The 20,414-nt window shown below is 72.8% G+C and carries 15 protein-coding genes; 4 read left to right on the top strand and 11 right to left on the bottom strand.

Annotated elements, in window-relative coordinates; genetic code table 11:
* Positions 1-219 (top strand): hypothetical protein (locus ACIPPS_RS30280; RefSeq protein ID WP_401438555.1); only part of this gene is annotated, 219 nt, incomplete at its 5' end.
* A gap of 202 nt (positions 220-421) precedes the next feature.
* On the opposite strand, the gene ACIPPS_RS30275 is transcribed toward ACIPPS_RS30280, so the two are convergent.
* Positions 422-1,429: a stage II sporulation protein M gene (locus ACIPPS_RS30275; protein WP_401438553.1), complete on the bottom strand. Its 1,008-nt coding sequence runs from the start codon at positions 1,427-1,429 to the stop codon at positions 422-424.
* Positions 1,430-1,549: 120 nt separating this feature from the next.
* Here ACIPPS_RS30275 and ACIPPS_RS30270 point away from each other — a divergent pair, with 120 nt between their 5' ends.
* Complete coding sequence (locus ACIPPS_RS30270) at positions 1,550-2,536, top strand: RDD family protein (RefSeq protein WP_401438550.1); 987 nt, start codon at positions 1,550-1,552, stop codon at positions 2,534-2,536.
* On the opposite strand, the gene ACIPPS_RS30265 is transcribed toward ACIPPS_RS30270, so the two are convergent.
* Both ACIPPS_RS30265 and ahcY read right to left on the bottom strand, forming a co-directional pair.
* On the bottom strand, positions 2,533-3,159 hold the full coding sequence (locus tag ACIPPS_RS30265; RefSeq protein WP_401438547.1) for a hypothetical protein: 627 nt from the start codon (positions 3,157-3,159) through the stop codon (positions 2,533-2,535). The genes ACIPPS_RS30270 and ACIPPS_RS30265 overlap by 4 nt on opposite strands.
* Before the next feature lie 153 nt (positions 3,160-3,312).
* The gene (gene ahcY, locus ACIPPS_RS30260) at positions 3,313-4,770 is read right to left on the bottom strand and encodes an adenosylhomocysteinase (protein WP_401438544.1); all 1,458 of its coding nucleotides are present in this window, start codon (positions 4,768-4,770) and stop codon (positions 3,313-3,315) included.
* Between the two features lie 442 nt (positions 4,771-5,212).
* Here ahcY and ACIPPS_RS30255 point away from each other — a divergent pair, with 442 nt between their 5' ends.
* The gene (locus ACIPPS_RS30255) at positions 5,213-7,324 is read left to right on the top strand and encodes a fructose-specific PTS transporter subunit EIIC (RefSeq protein WP_401438622.1); all 2,112 of its coding nucleotides are present in this window, start codon (positions 5,213-5,215) and stop codon (positions 7,322-7,324) included.
* Between the two features lie 148 nt (positions 7,325-7,472).
* Here the strand turns inward: ACIPPS_RS30255 and ACIPPS_RS30250 are convergent, their stop codons facing one another.
* The 6 genes from ACIPPS_RS30250 to ACIPPS_RS30225 form a co-directional block, all read right to left on the bottom strand.
* Positions 7,473-8,438 carry a cation diffusion facilitator family transporter gene (locus ACIPPS_RS30250; protein WP_401438541.1) on the bottom strand — a complete coding sequence of 322 codons (966 nt, stop codon included), beginning with the start codon at positions 8,436-8,438 and terminating at the stop codon, positions 7,473-7,475.
* Positions 8,439-8,515: 77 nt separating this feature from the next.
* The gene (gene manA, locus ACIPPS_RS30245) at positions 8,516-9,667 is read right to left on the bottom strand and encodes a mannose-6-phosphate isomerase, class I (RefSeq protein WP_401438539.1); all 1,152 of its coding nucleotides are present in this window, start codon (positions 9,665-9,667) and stop codon (positions 8,516-8,518) included.
* Positions 9,668-9,906: 239 nt separating this feature from the next.
* The gene (locus ACIPPS_RS30240) at positions 9,907-11,088 is read right to left on the bottom strand and encodes an SIS domain-containing protein (RefSeq protein ID WP_401438537.1); all 1,182 of its coding nucleotides are present in this window, start codon (positions 11,086-11,088) and stop codon (positions 9,907-9,909) included.
* Between the two features lie 307 nt (positions 11,089-11,395).
* On the bottom strand, positions 11,396-11,575 hold the full coding sequence (locus tag ACIPPS_RS30235; protein ID WP_401438534.1) for a Trm112 family protein: 180 nt from the start codon (positions 11,573-11,575) through the stop codon (positions 11,396-11,398).
* A gap of 135 nt (positions 11,576-11,710) precedes the next feature.
* The gene (locus ACIPPS_RS30230; RefSeq protein ID WP_401438531.1) at positions 11,711-13,078 is read right to left on the bottom strand and encodes a phosphomannomutase/phosphoglucomutase; all 1,368 of its coding nucleotides are present in this window, start codon (positions 13,076-13,078) and stop codon (positions 11,711-11,713) included.
* A gap of 228 nt (positions 13,079-13,306) precedes the next feature.
* Positions 13,307-13,735, bottom strand: a complete 429-nt coding sequence (locus ACIPPS_RS30225; RefSeq protein WP_401438528.1) for a DUF3499 domain-containing protein — start codon at positions 13,733-13,735, stop codon at positions 13,307-13,309.
* A gap of 439 nt (positions 13,736-14,174) precedes the next feature.
* Here ACIPPS_RS30225 and ACIPPS_RS30220 point away from each other — a divergent pair, with 439 nt between their 5' ends.
* Positions 14,175-14,579 carry a metallopeptidase family protein gene (locus tag ACIPPS_RS30220; RefSeq protein WP_401438619.1) on the top strand — a complete coding sequence of 135 codons (405 nt, stop codon included), beginning with the start codon at positions 14,175-14,177 and terminating at the stop codon, positions 14,577-14,579.
* Positions 14,580-14,626: 47 nt separating this feature from the next.
* Here the strand turns inward: ACIPPS_RS30220 and ACIPPS_RS30215 are convergent, their stop codons facing one another.
* The gene (locus ACIPPS_RS30215; protein ID WP_401438526.1) at positions 14,627-16,168 is read right to left on the bottom strand and encodes a DUF5719 family protein; all 1,542 of its coding nucleotides are present in this window, start codon (positions 16,166-16,168) and stop codon (positions 14,627-14,629) included.
* Entirely contained in the window at positions 16,165-20,004 is a 3,840-nt protein-coding gene (locus ACIPPS_RS30210; protein ID WP_401438523.1) for a glycosyltransferase family 2 protein, read from the bottom strand. Before ACIPPS_RS30210 ends, ACIPPS_RS30215 begins: the two co-directional genes overlap by 4 nt.
* Positions 20,005-20,414 lie beyond the last annotated feature (410 nt).

Here is a 20,414-nt window from a genome sequence, read left to right as displayed (position 1 = left end):
TTTGGCACGCTGTTGAGTTCTCAAGGAACGGACGCTTCCTTCGTACTCACCCTCTCGGGCTTTCCTCCGGGCTTTTCCCTTCGGTCTTTCGTGTTCCAGCTTAGCAGATCCGATTTCCGTTTCTGCCACCCGCTGGAGCGGGCTGCCGGGCTGTTCTTCGCTTTCGCGTTTCCCTTTCCGGCGATTCCGACTTTATCAGATTCATTCCGGCCGACCTAATCGGTGGCTTTCGTGATTCGAATAAGGAATCGGGGTGGCTCCGTGGAATCGAATCCCGACCGGAGCGAGAGAGATACTAACTTACCGCCATCGAACTTGTCCAGTCCGAGGCAACCGTTAAAATCTACCTCCCCACGCGAGCCGTGTCAACAGCTTTTGCGGGCGAAGAGGAGACTAGCAGGTCAGCGGGGTCGTACGCACATCAGGCGGCGGTCGGCAGCTCGGCGCTTCGGGCCTCGTCGGCGAGGTCGCCGGTTTCGCCCGCGCGGGCCGCGCGTCCGCCCAGGATGTAGACGTAGGCGAGGAATGCCAGCTCGGCGGCGACACCGATCGTGATGCGCGCCCAGGTGGGGAGGCCCGACGGGGTCACGAAGCCTTCGATGAGGCCTGAGAGGAACAGGACGAGGGCGAGGCCGATGGCCATGCCGACGGCAGCGCGGCCCTGTGTGGCCAGGGCGGCGCGACGAGTCGTCGGGCCGGGTTCGATGACGGTCCAGCCGAGCTTGAGGCCGGTGCCGGCGGCGACGAAGACCGCGGTGAGTTCGAGGAGGCCGTGCGGGAGGAGCAGGCCCAGCATGACGTCGAGGCGGCCGGCGGCGGACATGAGGCCGATGGCGACGCCGACGTTCAGCATGTTGAGGAAGAGGATCCCCAGCACCGGGATGCCCAGGAACGCTCCGAGGACCAGGCACATGGCGGCGGCCTGGGCGTTGTTCGTCCAGACCTGGGCCGCGAAGGAGGTCGCGGGGTGGCTGGAGTAGTACGTCTCGTACTGTCCGCCCTGGCGGGTCATCTCGCGCAGCTCGGTCGGGGCGCCGATGGCGGACTGCACCTCGGGGTGCGTACCGATCCACCAGCCGATGATCACAGCGAGGAGCGTGGAGAGGACGGCCGTCGGGATCCACCAGTGGCGCGAGCGGTAGACGGCGGCGGGGAATCCGGCCGTCAGGAAGGAGACCGCGTCGTGCCAGGAGGAGCGGCGGGTGCCGGTCACGGTGGCTCGGGCGCGGGCGACGAGCTGGGTGAGCCGGGCCGTGAGCATGGGGTCAGGGACGCTGGACTGGATCAGGGAGAGGTGGGTCGCCGTCCGCTGGTACAGGGCCACGAGCTCGTCGGCCTCCGCACCGGTGAGCTTGCCGCCGCGGCGCAGCAGGTGGTCGAGGCGGTCCCACTCGGCTCGGTGGGCGGTGACGTAGACGTCAAGGTCCATGATCGGCTGCTGCTCCAGGCACTGGGTGTGTACGGGTCCGTACTACTGCGGCGCGCTGCCGGTCAGCTTGGCAGACTGTCGTACCGAGGGGTCGGAGCAGGCGGGAGAAGGGTGGGTGCCGTGAGCGGGGTGGTGACGGGGGACGCGGTCGTCCTGGGGTTGCAGCCGGCGCGGCTGCCGAGCCGGGCTCTGGCACTCTTCCTCGATCTGCTGGTGGTGTGGGCCGCCTATCTGTTGGTGTCGGTCGGGCTCGCCCTGGCTACGGCTTCGCTGGACGAGGCCGCGCAGACCGCGGTGGCGATCGCGACGTTTCTGCTGGTGCTGGTGGGGGCGCCCATCGCGGTGGAGACGCTGTCGCACGGGCGATCTCTGGGAAAGATGGCCTGCGGGCTGCGGGTGGTGCGGGACGACGGCGGGCCGATCCGCTTCCGGCACGCGTTGGTCCGGGGCGCGATGGGGGTCGTGGAGATCCTGATGACCTTCGGGGTCGTCGCGTGCGTCGCCTCGCTCGTGTCCGCGCGGGGGCGGCGGATCGGTGACGTCTTCGCCGGGACGCTCGTCGTGCGGGAGCGGGTGCCGGCGGCGCGGAGCACGTTCGTGCCGCCTCCCCCGCCGTGGCTCGTGGGGCGCTTCAGCGCACTGGATCTGTCCGCCGTGCCGGACGGGCTGTGGCTGGAGATACGGCAGTACCTGACGCGGATGCGGCAGCTGGACCCGGAGGTGGGGCGGCGGCTCGCCGAGCGGCTGGCCGACGAGCTCGTCGCGCGGACGGGAACTCCGCCGCCTGCCGGTGTGCCGGCGGCGGCCTATCTCGCCGGAGTCGTCGGTGAGCGGCAGGCGCGGGACACCCGGCGGGCCTTCTCCCCTCCGGGAACCGGCACGGGGATAGGGATGGAGATGGGGATGGGAGTGGCGACGGGCGCGGCGGCTGGGGCTTCCGGGGCCGGGGGCGGCGGGGCCGTCGGCCGTTCTGCCGCGTCTGTTCCGGATGGCGGGGAGGGTTCTCCGGCTCCCGCTCCGGCTCCCGCTCCGGCTCCCGCTCCCGCTGCCGCCGCCGCCGCCGCCGTGGAGCCTCCGCGTTCCACCGGGTTCGCGCCGCCTGCCTAGGTCGCGGCGTCGGGGAAGACGTTCGGCGGAGATTCCAGCGACTCCAGTTCGATGCCGGGGGCCGACAGGACGACGTCGCCGGCGATGTGAACCGTGTGCTGTTCGCCCGTGTCCAGGGCGTTGACCTGGTACTCGTCCACCATCAGACGGCCGTTGTCAGTGGCGTGCGCTTCACTGTTCGTCAGGGCCCAGGACTGGTCGATCGTGAGGGGGGCAAGCACGGGATCCGTGAAGGCGACGAGCCGGACGCGGGTCGCGGGGGAAGTGGGGGTGAGGCGTAGCAGTCGTGTGATCGCGACGAGGAATGCCGGGGACGTGCCGGTGAAGGCGTGGGCGCGCACATTGCCTTCCGTGGCGTGGACTCCGGTGGGGTCCGTACGGACCCAGGTGACGCCGTCGAGCGCGGCGCCGCGGACCTGCCAGCTCGCGGCGTGGAGTTCGAGTCGGATGGGGCGGCCGAGTTCGTCGATGGCCAGGTCGACGGAGCCGGCGTGGTCGCCGGAGGGGGTGGTGGTCTGTGAGACGTAGCGCCAGCCGGAGGGGCCGGGCGCGCAGTGGAAGTGTTCTTCGCCGAGGGGGGTGTGATCGTGCGGATCATGGAGCGAATAGCGGCCGCGGGGCATGGGTCCTCGGGGGCGATCGGGGGGCGGTAGGCCCGGGTGCGGGCCGGACGGACGAGGCAGGCCCCCGGCACGGGGGTGCGGGGGCCTGCCTGATTCCTCTACGGGTGCGGGCGACGGGCGTGCGTCAGTGCACGGGCGCCGTCGGTGCCGGCATCAGTAGCGGTAGTGGTCCGGCTTGTACGGGCCCTCGACGTCGACGCCGATGTAGGCGGCCTGCTCGGGGCGGAGAGTCGTGAGCTTCACGCCGAGCGAGTCGAGGTGGAGGCGGGCGACCTTCTCGTCCAGGTGCTTCGGGAGGACGTAGACGTCGGTCGGGTACTCCTCCGGCTTGGTGAAGAGCTCGATCTGGGCCAGGGTCTGGTCCGCGAAGGAGTTCGACATCACGAAGGAGGGGTGGCCGGTCGCGTTGCCGAGGTTCAGCAGGCGGCCCTCGGAGAGAAGGATGATGACCTTGCCGTCGGCGAAGGTCCAGGTGTGGACCTGCGGCTTGACCTCGTCCTTGACGATGCCGGGGATCTTGGCCAGGCCGGCCATGTCGATCTCGTTGTCGAAGTGACCGATGTTGCCGACGATCGCCTGGTGCTTCATGCGGGCGATGTCGGACGCCATGATGATGTCCTTGTTGCCCGTGGTGGTGATGAAGATGTCGGCCGTCTCGACGACGTCGTCGAGGGTGGTGACCTGGTAGCCGTCCATCGCCGCCTGGAGCGCGCAGATCGGGTCGATCTCGGTGACGATGACGCGGGCGCCCTGGCCGCGCAGGGACTCGGCGCAGCCCTTGCCGACGTCGCCGTAGCCGCAGACGACGGCGGTCTTGCCGCCGATGAGGACGTCGGTGGCGCGGTTGATGCCGTCGATCAGGGAGTGGCGGCAGCCGTACTTGTTGTCGAACTTCGACTTCGTCACGGCGTCGTTCACGTTGATCGCGGGGAAGAGGAGCGAGCCGGCCTGGTGCATCTCGTACAGGCGGTGGACACCGGTCGTGGTCTCCTCGGTGACGCCGCGGATCTCGGACGCGAGCTGCGTCCACTTCTGCGGGTTCTCGCCGAGGGTGCGGTTGAGGAGCCGGAGGATGTAGCCGTACTCCTCGCTGTCCGCGGTGGCCGGGTCCGGGGCGGAGCCGGCCTTCTCGAACTCGACGCCCTTGTGGACGAGGAGGGTGGCGTCACCACCGTCGTCGAGGATCATGTTCGGGCCGCCGGTGGGCGTGTTCGGCCAGGTCAGGGCCTGCTCCGTGCACCACCAGTACTCCTCGAGCGTCTCGCCCTTCCAGGCGAAGACCGGGACGCCGGCGGGGGCCTCGGGGGTGCCGTTCGGGCCGACGGCGATGGCCGCGGCGGCGTGGTCCTGGGTGGAGAAGATGTTGCAGGACGCCCAGCGGACCTCGGCGCCGAGGGCGACCAGGGTCTCGATCAGGACGGCGGTCTGCACGGTCATGTGCAGCGAGCCGGTGATGCGGGCGCCGGCGAGCGGCTGCTGCTCGGCGTACTCGCGGCGGATCGACATCAGGCCGGGCATCTCGTGCTCGGCGAGGGTGATCTCCTTGCGGCCGAACGCGGCCAGGGAGAGGTCGGCGACCTTGAAGTCCTGCTGGGTGGCGGCAGTCGTCATGACTGGGCTGCTCCTCGTGGATCGGGTTCGAGGGTCGGTTGGGGCGCCTGACACCGCGACGTGAGCTGGCGCGGGCACACGAATGCCCGGGTACTCAGCGGTGCAGTCGTCGGAGGCCCTCTCTCCCTCGGCCGGTCCCCGGAAGGACCGCCCGACCGCCATCAGCAGCGACGTCTGGCTCGTCACGAATCTACACCGATCACCCCGGCGACCCACAGCCCGCCCGGTAGGGGGATTCGGCTGGAAGCGGCCTCGACATCGGGTCCTGTGGCCCGAGCTTCCGGGGCCTTGCGGACTTTTGACAGCGTTGCCGTCTGAGGCACGATGCTGGGGAACCAGCAGCGAGTACGAGGAGAAGCCTGTGCCCAGTCCAGCGAGTGAGGGGCGGACGGTGAGGCTGGTCGCGGTGACCGCCTGCCCGACCGGGATCGCCCACACCTACATGGCGGCGGAGAAGCTGGCGCAGGCCGCGCAGGCCCTCGGCGTCGAGATCAAGGTGGAGACACAAGGATCCATCGGGGCCGAGAACGTCCTCACTGACAACGATGTCAGAAACGCCGACGGAGTCATCATCGCCGCGGACAAGGATGTGGACCGCAGCCGTTTCGAGGGGAAGCGGGTGCTGTCCGTCGGGGTGGCCGAGGGTGTCCACCATCCGGAGCGGCTGATCGAGCAGGTGCGGACCGCGCCCATGCACGACGGTGGTGGTGCGGTCGGCGAGGTCGGGGGTGGCGGAGGTGCCACGGGCTCCCGTGGCTCGGGCTCCGGTGGCGGTGGCGGTGGCGGCGGCGGTAAGGAGCGGAGTCTCGCGTACAAGGCGCTGATGAACGGTGTCTCGTACATGATTCCGTTCGTCGTGGTCGGCGGGCTGCTGATCGCCATCTCGCTCGCCATCGGCGGGCACGCCACGCCCGACGGCCTCGTCATCCCGGAAGACTCCTTCTGGATGGACGTCAACAACATCGGGGTGATCGGCTTCAAGCTGATGGTGCCGATCCTGTCCGGCTACATCGCCTACGCGATCGGCGACCGGCCCGCGCTCGTGCCGGGCATGATCGGCGGCTGGATCGCCAACGACGGCTCGCTGTACCACTCCGAGGCCGGCGCGGGCTTCATCGGTGCGATCGTGACCGGCTTCCTCGCCGGTTATCTGGTGCTGTGGATCAAGAAGGTGAAGGTCCCCAAGTTCGTCCAGCCGATCATGCCGATCATCGTGATCCCGATCGTGGCGACGACGGCCCTGGGGCTGTTCTTCATCTACGTGATCGGCCAGCCGATCTCCTGGGTCTTCGAGCATCTGACGAGCTGGCTCGGCGGGATGACCGGGACCAGCGCGATCCTGCTGGGGGCGATTCTCGGCCTGATGATCGCGTTCGACATGGGCGGGCCGGTCAACAAGACGGCGTTCCTCTTCGGCGCGGGGCTCATCGCCACCGGCAACATGACCGTCATGGGCATGTGCGCCGCCGCCATCCCCGTGATGCCGCTCGGCCAGGGCCTGGCGACGGTGCTGCGCCGCAAGCTCTACTCGGAGCAGGAGCGGGAGACCGGGATGGCGTCGCTCTTCATGGGCATGTTCGGCATCTCGGAGGGCGCGATCCCGTTCGCGGCGGCGCGGCCGGCGCAGGTGATCCCCGCCAACATGCTCGGTGGCGCGGCCGCGGGGGCGATCGCGGGCATGGCCGGGGTGACGGACGCGGTGCCGCACGGCGGGCCGATCGTGGCGGTACTCGGCGCGGTCGGCGGGGTCCCGATGTTCTTCCTGGCCGTGGCCGTCGGCACGGTCGTCACCGCGCTCACGACGAACGCGCTGATCGACATCCGGGAGCGGAGGGGCCGGGGCGCGGGGGCGCTCGTGCCGGCGGTGGCGGGAGCGGCTGCCGGGGCTTCGGTGTCGGCGCGCGTGGCCGAGCCTGTGTCGGCGCCCGTGGCTGAGCCTGTGTCGGCGCGCGTGGCCGAGCCTGTGTCGGCGCCCGTGGCCGAGCCTGTGTCTGTGCCCGCCGAGACCAGGCCCGTTGACGCGTCGGGGCTCGTATCCGTATCCGTGCCCGCCCCTGGGTCCGGGGCTGCCGTGGGTGACGTGGGTGACGGGCCCGACGACGTGCTGTCCGGGTACCTGACGGCCCAGACCGTGAAGGTGCGGTTGGAGGCCGACGGCAAGGACGCCGCCATCCGTGAGATGGCCGCGATGCTCGCCACCACCGGGAAGGTCGCGGACCTCGACGGGCTCGTGCGGGCCGCGTTCGCGCGCGAGGAGCAGGGCACGACCGGGCTCGGCGAGGAGATCGCCATCCCGCACGCCAAGACCGATGCCGTGACCGCGCCGGTCGTCGGCTTCGCGCGGTCGGCCGAGGGTGTGGAGTGGGGTTCCCTGGACGGGACGAAGGCGCGGCTGATCTTCATGATCACGGTGCCGGAGGCGGCGGCCGGGGACGAGCATCTGCGGATCCTTGCGATGCTGTCGCGGAAGTTGATGGATCCGGGGTTCCGGGAGCGGTTGCTCGGGGCGGCGGACGAGCAGGCGGTTCTGCGGGTGCTGGGCGAGGTCGAGTAGCCCGTACGTACAGAGGCGCGTAGCGAAGGAAGCACGTGCGCAGGTACGTACATACGTACGCCGGTACGCGCCTACAGCGGAGGGCCCGGGGTCGTGGTGACCCCGGGCCCTCTGTCGTGCGGCTCCGGAAGGGGCGCCGCTCGGCGTGCTAGTGGTCCGTGCCGCCCGGGGACTTCGCCGGGTTCACGCCCTCCGCCGCCGCCGACTCGCTGTACACGTCCGGCTCCAGGTAGATGACCCGGGCGATCGGGACGGCGGCGCGGATGCGCTCCTCCGCCGCGTTGATGGCGGCGGCGACCTCCGTCGCCGTCTCGTCGTGCCGGACGGCGATCTTGGCGGCCACGAGGAGCTCCTCCGGGCCGAGGTGGAGCGTACGCATGTGGATGAGGCGCGTGACGGTCTCGCCGTCGACGACCGCGTCCTCGATCTGCTTCACCTGCTCGATGCCCGCGGCCTCACCGAGCAGCAGCGACTTGGTCTCGGCCGCGAGGATGATCGCGATCGCGATGAGCAGGACGCCGATGCAGAGGGTGCCGATGCCGTCCCAGACGCCGTCGCCCGTGAGAAGGGCGACGCCGACGCCGCCGAGGGCGAGGAAGAGGCCGACGAGCGCGCCGAGGTCCTCCAGGAGGACGACCGGCAGCTCGGGCGCCTTCGCCCGGCGGACGAACTGCGTCCAGGTCAGGCCGCCGCGGATCTGGTTCGACTCCTTGATGGCCGTACGGAAGGAGAAGGTCTCGGCGATGATCGCGAAGACGAGGACGCCGACCGGCCAGTACCAGGCCTCGATCGCGTGCGGGTGCTTGATCTTCTCGTAGCCCTCGTAGATGGCGAACATGCCACCGACGGAGAAGAGCACGATCGAGACGAGGAAGGCGTAGATGTACCGCTCGCGGCCGTAGCCGAAGGGGTGTTGCGGCGTGGCCTCGCGCTTGGCCTTCTTGCCGCCGAGCAGCAGCAGCCCCTGGTTGCCGGAGTCGGCCAGCGAGTGGACGCTCTCGGCCAGCATCGAGGACGAACCACTGAAGAGGAACGCCACGAACTTGGCTACCGCGATCGCGAGGTTCGCGGCGAGCGCCGCCACGATCGCCTTGGTTCCGCCTGACGCGCTCATGGGTGTACGTCTTCCCTTCGTCGGTACTCCGGCACTTGTGCCGCCATTCGGCCGGTCATTGTTGCATCAGGGGTGCGTCAGGCGACGACGGTGGCGCGGAAGACCGTTCCCGTACCGGACAGTTCGGTCGTTTCGCCGGCCGGAACGAACACGGACTCCCCTGGGGCGAGCGGCACTTCGCCCGCCCTCGGGCGGCCCGCGACGGCGAGCAGGATCTGCGGGGTGGGGGCGGTGACGTCGGTGGGCGCGGCGCCCTCGGCCCGTACGAGACGGGAGAGGCGGAACTCGTCGATGGGGGTGTCGTAGACCTCCTCGCCCGACGGCGACGCCTCGGGGCGCAGGACGCCCGGGTCGGTCGGCTCGAAGCGGACGATCTTCAGCAGCTCCGGGACGTCGACGTGCTTGGGGGTAAGGCCGCAGCGGAGCACGTTGTCGGAGTTGGCCATGATCTCGACGCCGAGGCCGTCGAGGTAGGCATGCGGGACGCCCGCGCCGAGGTAGAGGGCTTCGCCGGGCTGCAGCTGGACGAAGTTGAGCAGCATGGCGGCGATGACGCCGGGGTCGCTCGGGTAGTGGTGGGCGATCACGGCGTACGGGGCTTGGGCGCCGCCCAGGCGTTCGGCGGCGGCTGCGGCCTCGGTGACGGTGTGCGCCATCTCCGCCGGGTCGGCGGTCAGCAGGGCCGTCAGGACCTCGCGCAGCGCGGCCTCTTCGGGGTGGGCGTGCAGCAGGTCGACGTACGGCTTGAGCGAGTCGACGCCGAGCGCGGACAGGGCGTCGGCGGCCTCGATCGGGTCGCGGAAGCCGCACAGGCCCTTGAACGGCGTGAGGGCGCAGATCAGTTCGGGCTTGTGGTTGGCGTCCTTGTAGTTGCGGTGCGGCGCGTCGATCGGGACGCCGGCCGCCTCCTCCGCGGCGAATCCGGCCTTCGCCTGGGCGAGGTCGGGGTGGACCTGGAGGGAGAGCGGCGCGCCGGCCGCGAGCAGCTTGAGGAGGAAGGGGAGGCGGGGGCCGAACTTCTCGACGGCCGCCGCACCCAGTTCGCGTACGGGGTCGGTGTCGATGACCTCGTTGAGCGGGCCGCGCCCGGTGCGGGAGGGGGCGCCGGGGTGGGCGCCCATCCACATCTCTGCCTGGGGTTCGCCGGTGGGGGTTGCGCCCAGCAGTTCCGGGATGGCGGTGGTCGAGCCCCAGGCGTAGGGGCGAACGGTGTTGACGAGGCGGTCCATGGAGCCTTCCAGCTTTCCTCAGTGCGGTGGCGCGGTGCGTGATGGAGGTGGCGGTGGGGGCGTCTGGGACGTGGCGGCGTCGTGACGGGTGGGTGTGGGCGGAGTGGGGCGGGCCGTGGGTGGTGGGGTGGGAGGGCTGTGGGTGGGAGGGCTGTGGGTGGTGGGGCTGTCGGTGGTGGGGCTGTCGGTGGTGGGGCGGGGGGCTGTCCGTGGTGGGGCCGTGGGCCCTGGGTGTTCCGTCAGTGCGGGGGTGCGATGCCTGCCGATGCCAGGGAGAGGTAGACCGCGGCGAAGTCCGTGACCGCGAGCAGTTCGGCCAGGATCTCCAGGAGCTCGCCCGCTTCCTCCGGCGCCTCCTCCGACGCCAGCGGTTCGAGCTCGCTGATGGCCGTGCCGTGGCTGAGGGCCAGCTCGCGGGCGGCGGGCGCCGCCGTCAGGCCGCCCGCGCCGGCCGGGCGGTCCCGCAGCAGGACGACCCGGGCGCGCAGCGCCTGCTGCTCGTCGACACGGTCGCGGAAGAAGTCGTCGGGGTCGGCGCCTGCCGCGTAGTCGCCGGCGAGCAGGACGCCGTGGGCGGGCAGGGCTTCCGGGAGTTCGGCGGCGAGGGCGGGCAGGCCGGCCAGTTCGGCGAGGACGGCCGCGAAGCGCCGACCCACCGGGCCGGCCGCGTCGCCCTCGGTCCAGATCAGCGGCAGCGAGTCCGCGAGCTCGGCGGCGAGCGTCTTGGCCGGGTTGTTGTACGTGGCCATCGCCGGCCCGCAGCGCTCGGCCGTACTGTCCAGGCGGTCGGCGACCTTCTCCAGCGTCGCCGAGGGCGCTTCGACCAGGCCGACGCGGTCCAGCAGCGCGAGGAGCGGGGTGAACAGGGCCCACAGGTCGCCCGGACCGGCAGCGAGGGTCTCCTCGTACTCCCTCGCGCTCTCGTGCGGGGCCATCGCCATCGGTACGAGCAGGCCCCGGGGCGCGCTGACGGTGTCGGCGAGCGGGGAGGTCCGGGGGGCGACGGCGACGACGGTGATGCCGCGCCGGTACGCCTGCTCGGCGAGGAGCGCGAGGCCGGGCTCGGAGCCGTCGGTGGTCGGGATCAGGAGGAGGTCCACGGAGCCCGCCCAGCCGGGCAGCGCCCAGCGCAGGGCACCCGGGGCGGGCGCGACGCCGGTGGGCTGGAGCCGGATGACGGGGGCGGCGGCGCCGGCGAGGGCGCCGACCAGGTCCGCGACGCCGGCGGCGGCGGTGCCGGGGCCTGCCACGAGGACGGCGCGGGGGCGGCCCTCGGGGCTGAGCTCGGAGATGCCGGCTTCGGCGGCGTGCCGGGTCGCCGTCCGCACCCGTGCGCCGGCTTCGGCGGCGCCGCGGAGGAGGCCGTGGCGGTCGGCGAGGGCGAGGGCGTCCGGGGCGTCGAGGATGGTCTCGTCGAGCATGTGGCGGTGCCTCCGGGTACGGGCGGGGCGGGGTGCGCCGTCGTGGGTGGATCCGCCCCAGGGTCGGCGGGCTGCGGGAGCGTGCCGTTGTGGGTGCTCGCCCCAGAGTCCGGCGGGCTGCGGGAGCGTGCCGTTGTGCGTGCTCGCCCCAGAGTCCGGCGGGCTATAGGGGCGTGGCGTCGTGGGTGGATCCGCCCAAGAGGTCGTCGGGCTGCGGGGTGCGCCGTCGTGGGTGGATCCGCCCCAGGGGTGCGTCCCCTCTGGGGCCCGTCGTCCGCGCCGTTGCCGCCCGGTCGGTGGGCGGCTCCTACGGGCGGCGGGCCTCGTCCACCAGCAGGACGGGGATGTCGTCGCGGACCGGGTACGCGAGGGCGCAGTCCGGGCTGGTGCAGATCAGTTCGGGGGTGTCGGCCGCCGTGCGGTCGTTCAGCGGCGCGTGGCACGCCGGGCAGGCCAGGATCTCCAGGAGGCCGGCTTCGAGCGGCATGAGGTGTCCCTTCGAACATACGAGTGATGGTGCTGCCCTTGGGGCCGCTGCCCTTCGGGCCAGGTCAGCCTACCGCCGGGGAACGGGGCGCGCGGCTCGGCCGTCCGCGCCGTCCCCCGGCGGGAAGAGCGGGGGTCAGGCCGTCGCGCGGACGAGGTCCAGGACCTCGTCGCGGACCTTGGCCATGGTGGCCTCGTCGCGGGCCTCCACGTTCAGCCGGAGCAACGGCTCGGTGTTCGAGGGGCGGAGGTTGAACCACCAGTCGGCCCCCGCCACCGTCAGGCCGTCCAGCTCGTCGAGGGTGACCCCCTCCTGGCCCGCGTACGCGGCCTTGACCGCCGCCGTCCGGCCCGCCTGGTCGGCGACCGTGGAGTTGATCTCGCCCGAGCCCGCGTAGCGGTCGTACGAGGAGACCAGCTCCGACAGCGGGCCGTCCTGGCCACCGAGCGCGGCCAGGACGTGGAGCGCCGCGAGCATGCCCGTATCGGCGTTCCAGAAGTCCTTGAAGTAGTAGTGCGCGGAGTGCTCGCCGCCGAAGATCGCGCCCGTCTTCGCCATCTCCTCCTTGATGAAGGAGTGCCCGACGCGGGTGCGGACCGGCGCGCCGCCGTTCTCGCGGACGACCTCGGGGACCGACCAGGAGGTGATCAGGTTGTGGATGATCGTGCCGCCGGGGGTCTTGGCCAGTTCGCGCGCGGCGACCAGCGCCGTGATCGCGGACGGCGAGACCGCCTCGCCGCGCTCGTCGACGACGAAGCAGCGGTCGGCGTCGCCGTCGAAGGCCAGGCCCAGGTCGGCGCCCTCGGCCCGGACGCGGGCCTGGAGGTCGACGATGTTGGCCGGGTCGAGCGGGTTGGCCTCGTGGTTCGGGAACGTGCCGTCGAGCTCGAAGTACATCGGTACGAGGTCCAGCGGGAGGCCCTCGAAGACGGTGGGCACGGTGTGGCCGCCCATGCCGTTGCCCGCGTCCACGACGACCTTCAGGGGGCGGATCGCCGTGAGGTCGACCAGCGCGGTGAGGTGGGCCGCGTAGTCCTTCAGCGTGTCCCGTTCCGAGATCGTGCCCGCCGTGACCGCCGCCTCGGGCGCGCCCTCGTCCGACCAGCGCTCGACGAGCGTCCGGATCACGGAGAGACCGGTGTCCTGGCCGACCGGGGCCGCACCCGCACGGCACATCTTGATGCCGTTGTACTGGGCCGGGTTGTGCGAGGCGGTGAACATCGCGCCCGGCAGGTTCAGGCTGCCGGAGGCGAAGTAGAGCTGGTCCGTCGAGCAGAGCCCGATCAGGGTCACGTCGGCGCCGAGCCGCGCCGCGCCACGGGCGAACGCGCCCGACAGGCCCGGCGAGGAGGGCCGCATGTCGTGACCGACCACGATCGCGTCCGCGCCGGTCACCCGGACGAATGCGGCCCCGAACAGTTCTGCGAGCCCTTCGTCCCACTGATCCGGCACCACCCCGCGGACGTCGTACGCCTTCACGATCTGCGACAGATCAGCAGCCACGGAACAACCCTCCTGAATACGCCTGCGTCGGCACGCGTGTGCGGCGCGTGTACGGAGGCCCAACCTACCGGGGGTCGTGGGCGAGAGGGCAGAGCGCCTTGGCGGCGGTGTCCGAAGGTCGGCGGTGGCGTGAGGTCCGTGGTGGTGCGAGGCCGGCGGTGGTGTGAGGCCGGCGGTGGCGTGAGGCCGGTGGTGGTGCGGGGCGGCGGTCGGCCGTCGTGGCCGATGTCAGTTGTCCGGGGAGCGCAGCACCCGCAGGTGGCCTCTGCGGCCGACCTCCACGGGGTCCCCGCCTCTGCCGCCGCTCTTGCCGCCGGCTTCCGCGGCGCGCTCCTGGGGGCGGGCCGCCTCCCGTACCGCGTTGGCGAGGGCTTCGAGGTCGTCACCGCTGGGGCGGGCCGGGGCGGAGCCGTCCGAGAGACGGACGACCTCCCAGCCGCGCGGCGCGGTGAGGCGCTCGCTGTGCTCGGCGCACAGGTCGTAGCAGTGGGGCTCGGCGTAGGTGGCGAGCGGGCCGAGGACCGCAGTCGAGTCGGCATAGACGTACGTCAGTGTCGCGACGGCAGGGCGGCCGCACGCGGTGCGCGAACAGCGACGTACAGGGCTCACGACGTTGGACGGTACCGCACTCTTGAGCGGGCCGCGACGACTCTCCACCAGGTCACTCCACCGTGTCGCGGTGTGACCTCGGACACGGCCCCTGTTCGGCTGCCCGTCCTGACCTGCGCGTAAGGAGGGGAACGGGGGGAGGGGCGACCGTCGATCCGGACAACGTCGGACAGGAATCCGGTCAACCACGGCCAGATGGCCGATCGCGGGAACCTATGCAATCGAGCCCGCCCTTGGCTGGAACGCTCAACTATCGACAGTGAGGCGGGCGCGACGGCGTGGTGGCACGTGTGCGCCACGGTCATGGAACACCGAGGAGAGTTACGCTGCGTCAGTGATGGACAGTCCTGTGCCGCCGCGCCCTTCGTCCCGCCCGGCCGAGTCCCACACGGGCGACTCCCCGGTGAACGAGTCCCGCTCGGGCGACCCCCTCGCGGGTGAGTCCGACGCGGGCGCATCCGGCTCCGCCGAGGGGCGTCCCGCTCCGGTGGAGCCCCGGGCGCGCCGCCGTGACCGGCATGGCCGCGGGATGCGGGGGCCGGTCGCCCCACCTCAGGTGCCGTTGTCCGCGAGCCGGGCCGACACCTTCCGCGATCTCGTCATCGACTCGGTGGAACGTCTGGAGCGGCGCTGGCCGCAGCTGGCGGACGTCGAGTTCCTGGTCCTGGACGTGCCGCCCACCTCGCCCGGTGAGGCGGTGCCGCTCGGCGGTTCCGTCCCGGCGGCGAAGGACGAGCCGGCCCGGGTCGTCGTCTACCGGCGGCCCGTCGAGATCCGCTCGAAGAGCCGCGAGGAGCGTGCGTTCCTCGTCCACGAGGTCGTGGTGGAGCAGGTGGCGGAGCTGCTGGGCCTCTCCCCCGAGTCCGTCGACCCCCGGTACGGGCAGGACTGACACCGCGGCCCAGCTCCGACCGCGGCCCAGCTTCGTACCGCCGCCGCTCAGTCGTCCAGGACCGAGAGGTCCTGCTTCGCCGTCGGGACCTTGACCGTGCCCCGGTCGTCCACCAGCGGCTGGACCGTGAACATCGGGATGCCGCCCTCCGGGACGGCCAGCAGGCGGGACGCGTGGACCGGGCCGCCGGAGATCCGCTCGACCGTCAGGGCGTAGGAGCCCTTGAGCCCGGCCGGGACCACGTCGGTGACCTTCGTCGTCGTGCCCGCCTTGACCGTGACGGTCCTGGAGACCGGCGTGCCGCCTCCCGTACCCGCCGAGGCGGTGACCTTGACCTGGGCCGTCTCGCCCGGGGCGGTCAGCGCGAGCGTCGAGCCGGCCGCGCGGTTGTCGGCGACGGTCGCGCGGGAGTCGATCGCGGCGGTCGCCGGGATGAACGCGACCTCCTGCTTGTCGCCCTTGCCCCGCGTGACGCGCAGCGCCGCCACGAACGGGGTCGACTTCTTCGGGTCGGAGGGGCTGAGCAGCAGGGAGCCGGTCTCGCCGCGGGTGAGGTCCGGGAGGTCGACGGCCGCGGTCATGCCCGACTTCACGTGCAGGGACTGCGCGGCCGCGGGGACGATCGTGCCCGTCTCGCTGACCAGCTGGATCTTCAGCTCGGCGTCGTTCTCGCCCGGGGCGTACGCCACCAGGCGCACCGAGGTCGCGTCGGCCGGGATGCCGGGCAGGACGGCGGTGCCGGCCGGGTCGGCGGAGGCGGGCAGCCAGTCGCTGCCGAGCTTGTCGTCGGCGGCGCCGACGACCGCGCCCACCCGCCCGCTGCGGGTGGTGACGTGGACGGTCAGGTCGGCGGTGGGGGCCTGGCCGGTGAGCGTCGAGAGCAGGACGGGGACGCTGGAGTGGGCCGGGACGGGGATGCCCTCGGTCAGCTGCGACTTCAGCTCGCCCTCGGGGCCGTACAGCTCGATGTCGGCCACGGCGGCGCTGTCGTCGGGGTTGGTGAGGTGGACGTAGTCCCCGCGCTCCTTGGCCGTGGAGGCGGCCGGGAACCAGAAGTCCGTGTCGGGGGCGCCGCAGGTGACGCCGAGCAGGCCGCGCGCACCGCCGGCCGGGACGACGGTGGTCTGCTGGACCGTCCAGCCGGGGGCGAGGCCGCCCGTGGCCGAACCCGTCAGGGCGGGGGCGGCCGCGCCGTTCGCCTCGGCGGAGACGGGCTTGCCGGGCTGGGTGACGGTGGCCGGGGCCTTGGCGCCGGGCTTCTTCGCCGTGGTGCCGCCGGGGGTGGCGGCGGTCGGGGCGGCCTTGAGCTCGGCCTTGGCGGCAGCGGCGGCGCCTGTGCCGGAGGTCCCGCTGCCGGAGGCGCTGCCGGAACGTCCGGTCGCGCCCGGGGTGTACGAGGTGTAGTCCGTCTCGGCCAGCTCGGAGCTGCTGGGCGCCGGGCAGAGCAGGCTGGAGCGCTCCACGGGCAGCGTGGCCGGGGCCTTGGCCTCGGGCGCGGCCGAGCCGTCGGGGGCGGTCAGGGCGGCGAAGCCGGTGACGGCGGCGAGGGCGGTGGCGACCGCGATCAGGGAGAGGGTGGTGCGCTTCACTGGTTGCTGCTCCCGTCGGGACGCTGCTCGGTCTCGTAGCCGTACGCGTACGGGTCGTAGGCCTGCTGCTCTTCGTAGCCCTGCTGCTGGTCGTAGCCCTGCTGCTCTTCGTAACCCTGCTGCGGGTACTGCTCGTACTGCTGCTGCGCGTGCTGCTGCTGCTGCTGGTCGTAGCCCTGCTGGGCGTACGGGTCGTACTGCTGCTGATACGGGTCGGTGCCGTACTCGGCGTACTGCTGGGGCTGCGCGTAGTAGCCCTGCTGGGCGTACGGGTCCTGCTGGGCCGCCTGCTGGGCCTGCTGGGCCTGCTGGGCCTGCTGCTGCCAGTCCTCGCCCGCGTACGTCTGCTCCTGCGGTACGGGGACGGGCTCCGCCACCGGCTGCTGGGGCTGGGGCTGGGGCTGGGCGTCGTATCCCGCCTCCTGGCCCTGCTCCTGAGCGGCCAGGGCCACGGCTTCGGCTTCCGCCTCCGCCTCCGCCGCCGCGCGCAGGCGGCGGGCCCGACGGCCGTCGCCCTCCATCGCCTGGGCGGGGATGACGACCTCCTCCTCCGGCAGGTCGTCGTCGATCTCGCGGCGCCGCCCCGGCAGGGCGAGCACGAGCAGGACGACGGCGAGGCCGACCTGGGTCCAGATCCACAGCGTGTGGGTGAACGGCTGGTCGTACGTGAGGTCGAGACGGCCGCCGCCGGCGGGGAGTTCGAAGCCCTGGGCCCAGCCGTCGACGGTGGTCCGCGGCAGCTCCTTGCCGTCGAGCGTGGCGATCCAGCCCTCGTCGGCGCGGTCGGCGATGCGCAGGATCCGGCCCGCAGGGCCCGCGGGGATCTCGGTGTGCGCCTCGACGGGCCCGGCGGCGACGGCGACCGGCTTGGCGGCCTCCGCCGCCGTGTCCGCGTCCTTCGCCCCGTCCGTGGCCGTCTTGTCCGTGGCGGTCCCGTCCGTCGTCGTGCCGGGCTTCTGCGCGGGGACGATCATCGCGCGGGCGACCTCGCGGTCGACGCGCCAGAGCGCGCTGCCGTCGAGCTGGCTGAGCCGGCTGAGGCCCGGGGTGGCGTCGAGGACACGGCTCGTCTCGCGCGGCGCCCCGTCCCGTACGAGGACGTAGCGGATCGCGAAGCCGCTGAGCTCTTCGGTCTGGTCGGCGCCGGAGCCCGCCACGAGGTGGGCGACCACCTTGTCCAGGCGCGCGTCGCCGCCGTCCTCCGCGGCCAGTTCGGCGTCGCCGAGGCGGCCGCCGGAGCCGCGGACCAGGGTGTACGCGACCTCGCCGGGCGAGGTGCCTCCCAGGACGAGGGTGCGCGGCTGGTCGCGGGTGTCGCTCTCCTCGGCGACGAACGCCGGGACCTGGACGGGGTCGCGCCGGGTCAGCGGGCCGTCGGCGCCGCCGATCATCCAGCCGACGGCGGCCACGACCGGGCCGAGGGCGGCGGCGAGGGCGATGAGCGCGGCGACCGGCTGGCGCCAGCCGAAGCCGTGCGCGGCGACGCGGGTACGTCCGTACTCGGCGCCGATCATGCCGGCGACGAGCAGCGCCGTGCCGTAGACGAGGGTGGCGGGACCGGCCCAGCCGGTGCCGCCCGCGCCGTTCGACACCACGGCGAAGAGGAGGCCGACGAGGGCGGCGGTCCAGGCCGTGAGGACGGCGGACCGGCGCTCCTCGCGCAGCAGTCCGGCCAGGGCGGCCAGGACGATGCCGATGAGGAGCAGGCCGCCGGTGGTGCCCGGGCCGCCGGGGCTGATCCCGAGCAGGTCGAGGGCGGAGGCCGTGCCCGTACGGATGTCGAGTCCCGCCTCGCGCAGGAAGGCGCTGGGGCTGGTCAGCAGGGAGAGCGACCAGGGGGCGAGGACGAGGATCGGGGTGCCGACGGTGGCGAGGAAGCGCAGGCCGTAGGCGGCGATGTCGGCACGGCGCAGCACGAGGACGGCGAGACCGAGGACGACGGCGATCGGCCAGACGATGGGCGTGAACGCCATCGTGAACGTCAGCAGGAAGGTGTACGCCCAGGTGGCGCGCCAGCTGCCGCGGGCGCCGCCGGTGCTCTTGCCCGCGCCCCTGCCCGCGCTCGTGCCGCCGGTGCCGGTGCCGGAGCCGGTCAGTCCGTGGGCGGCGACGGCGGCGCGGGCGATGAGCGGGAGCAGGATCGCGAGGATCGCGGTGCCGAGGCGGCCGGCGGCGAGGGCGCCGGTGGCGGCGGGCAGGAAGGCGTACGCGATGGCGCCCCAGGCGCGCAGCAGCGCGGACTCGACGAGCGGGCGTGCCGCGAAGTAGGCGGTGAAGCCGGCCAGCGGGACCGAGCAGACGAGCAGCACCGTGAGCGCGAAGGAGGTGGAGCCGAGGAAGAAGGCCGAGAGTCCGGCCAGGACGGCGAGGTAGGGCGGGGCGGTCTGGGTGCCGCCGGTGCCCAGGGCGTGCCAGCTGTCCGCGTACCGCCCCCACAGCTCGGAGACCGTGTCGGGGGCGGGCAGCAGCGCGCCGCCGGCGAGGGAGCCGCCGCCGAACAGGCCACGGCAGGCGACGACGGAGACGAGCAGGAGGAGGGCGAAGAGGACGGGCCCGGGCCTGCGGGAGATCTTCTTCAGCCGGGCGAACTGCTCGACTTCGAGGAAGTCGGCGTCGTCGCCGCCGGGGCCGGTCTCGACGGCGCCGTGGCGCGAGCCGCCGGAATCGGCGTCGGAGCCGCCGAAGTTCGCGACGACCTGTTCGGCGGCGGCGCGGATGGTGGCGCCGGGCGGCGGGAAGAGCGGGCGGAGTTCGCTGGCGGCGACGGCGGGGTTCTTGCGCTGCCTGCGGGCCGCGAGGATCTTCTCGGGGCGCAGCAGGGTGGCGAGGAGGCCCATGACCTCGTCGACGGCCTGACCGGGGACCTTGCCGACGAGGTAGGCGAGGGTACGCAGGAGTGTGCTGAGGATCAGCCGGACCAGGACGTACGGCAGGGCGGCGCCGCGGCTGTTGGCGAGCAGGGTGTAGACGGCGCCGGCCTTGTCGACGCGGTGCGGGTTGGCGACCGAGCGGCCCGCGCAGTCGACGGTGCGGCGTTCGCGGGCGGAGGCCTCGGCGTGCCGCAGGACGGCGTCGGGGGCGACGAGGACGCTGTGGCCGGCGGCGTGGGCGCGCCAGCAGAGGTCGACGTCGTCGCGCATGAGGGGCAGGCGGCGGTCGAAGCCGCCGAGCTCCTCGAAAACGTCCCGGCGGATGAGCATGCCGGCGCTGGAGACGGAGAGGACGGAACGGACCTGGTCGTGCTGGCCCTGGTCCTGCTCGCGGCGGTCGAGGCCGGTCCAGCGGCGGCCGCTGCGGGCGATGGAGACGCCGGCTTCGAGCAGTTGCCTGCGGTCGTACCAGCCGCGGAGCTTGGGGCCGACGACGGCGGCGTACGCGTCCGCGTCGGCGACGCGCAGGAGTTCGGTGAGGGCCTCGGGCTCGGGGGCGCAGTCGTCGTGGAGCAGCCAGAGCCACTGCACGGGCTCGCCGTGCGGCAGTTCGGGCAGGTCGTACGCCTCGTCGCTCCAGGTCCTGCTGACGGGGTCCCAGCCGCTGGGCCGCTTCAGGTACGTCAGCTCCTCGGGTCCGAGTACGGGGGCGGTGCGGGCCGCCTCCTCGACGGCGGCGCCGAAGCCCGTACGGCGGGCGAGGTGCAGCACGCGGTCGGCGCCGATCGCGTCGGCGAGCAGCCGCGCGGAGTCGTCGGCGCTGCCGGTGTCGGCGGCGACGACGTTCTGCACGGGACGCTCCTGCGCGAGCAGCCCGGCGAGGGCGTCCGGCAGCCAGCGGGCGCCGTCGTGGGCGACGAGCACGGCGGTGACGACGTGTCGCGGAAACTCAGGAGTTGAGGACATCGAGGTACGGGCCCTCCGGCCGGGGGGGGGGGTCGCCCGCGGGGGGCGTGGGGTGCGTCTCGGACGGGGCCCCACACTAACGGCTGTCAAGAAAACGGTCCGCCCCCTGTGGACAGAGCACAGGGGGCGGACCGTTCGATGTGTACGGGTGTGCGCGGTTCGGCGGGTGGGTAGCGATGCCGTCGAGCCGGGAGCCGGGAGCCGGGAGCCGGGAGCCGGGAGCCGGGAGCAGCGGTCGGGCCGGAGGCGGGACAGCCTCGGGCCGGAGGCGGGACAGCCTCGGGCCGGAGGCGGGACAGCCTCGGGCCGGGAGCCAGGACGGCCGTCGGGCCCGGCCAGCCGTGGGGCCGGAACAGCCGCCGGTCGGGCGCCGGCCTCGTCGGTCGGACGGTCGGGCGCCGGGGCGTCCG

Source organism: Streptomyces sp. NPDC090127 (assembly GCF_044746945.1).
Lineage (GTDB): Bacteria > Actinomycetota > Actinomycetes > Streptomycetales > Streptomycetaceae > Streptomyces.
Note: the sequence above shows the minus strand (reverse complement) of the source record. Positions and strands in the feature narration are given on the sequence as shown.

What these genes read in the sequence shown, in the direction of transcription:
- ACIPPS_RS30235 (WP_401438534.1), bottom strand. Translation starts at nt 11,575, where the DNA reads ATGCCGCTCGAAGCCGGCCTCCTGGAGATCCTGGCCTGCCCGGCGTGC.
- ACIPPS_RS30275 (WP_401438553.1), bottom strand. Translation starts at nt 1,429, where the DNA reads ATGGACCTTGACGTCTACGTCACCGCCCACCGAGCCGAGTGGGACCGC.
- ACIPPS_RS30265 (WP_401438547.1), bottom strand. Translation starts at nt 3,159, where the DNA reads ATGCCCCGCGGCCGCTATTCGCTCCATGATCCGCACGATCACACCCCC.
- ACIPPS_RS30255 (WP_401438622.1), top strand. Translation starts at nt 5,213, where the DNA reads ATGGCGGCGGAGAAGCTGGCGCAGGCCGCGCAGGCCCTCGGCGTCGAG.
- ACIPPS_RS30250 (WP_401438541.1), bottom strand. Translation starts at nt 8,438, where the DNA reads ATGAGCGCGTCAGGCGGAACCAAGGCGATCGTGGCGGCGCTCGCCGCG.
- ACIPPS_RS30210 (WP_401438523.1), bottom strand. Translation starts at nt 20,004, where the DNA reads ATGTCCTCAACTCCTGAGTTTCCGCGACACGTCGTCACCGCCGTGCTC.
- ahcY (WP_401438544.1), bottom strand. Translation starts at nt 4,770, where the DNA reads ATGACGACTGCCGCCACCCAGCAGGACTTCAAGGTCGCCGACCTCTCC.
- manA (WP_401438539.1), bottom strand. Translation starts at nt 9,667, where the DNA reads ATGGACCGCCTCGTCAACACCGTTCGCCCCTACGCCTGGGGCTCGACC.
- ACIPPS_RS30240 (WP_401438537.1), bottom strand. Translation starts at nt 11,088, where the DNA reads ATGCTCGACGAGACCATCCTCGACGCCCCGGACGCCCTCGCCCTCGCC.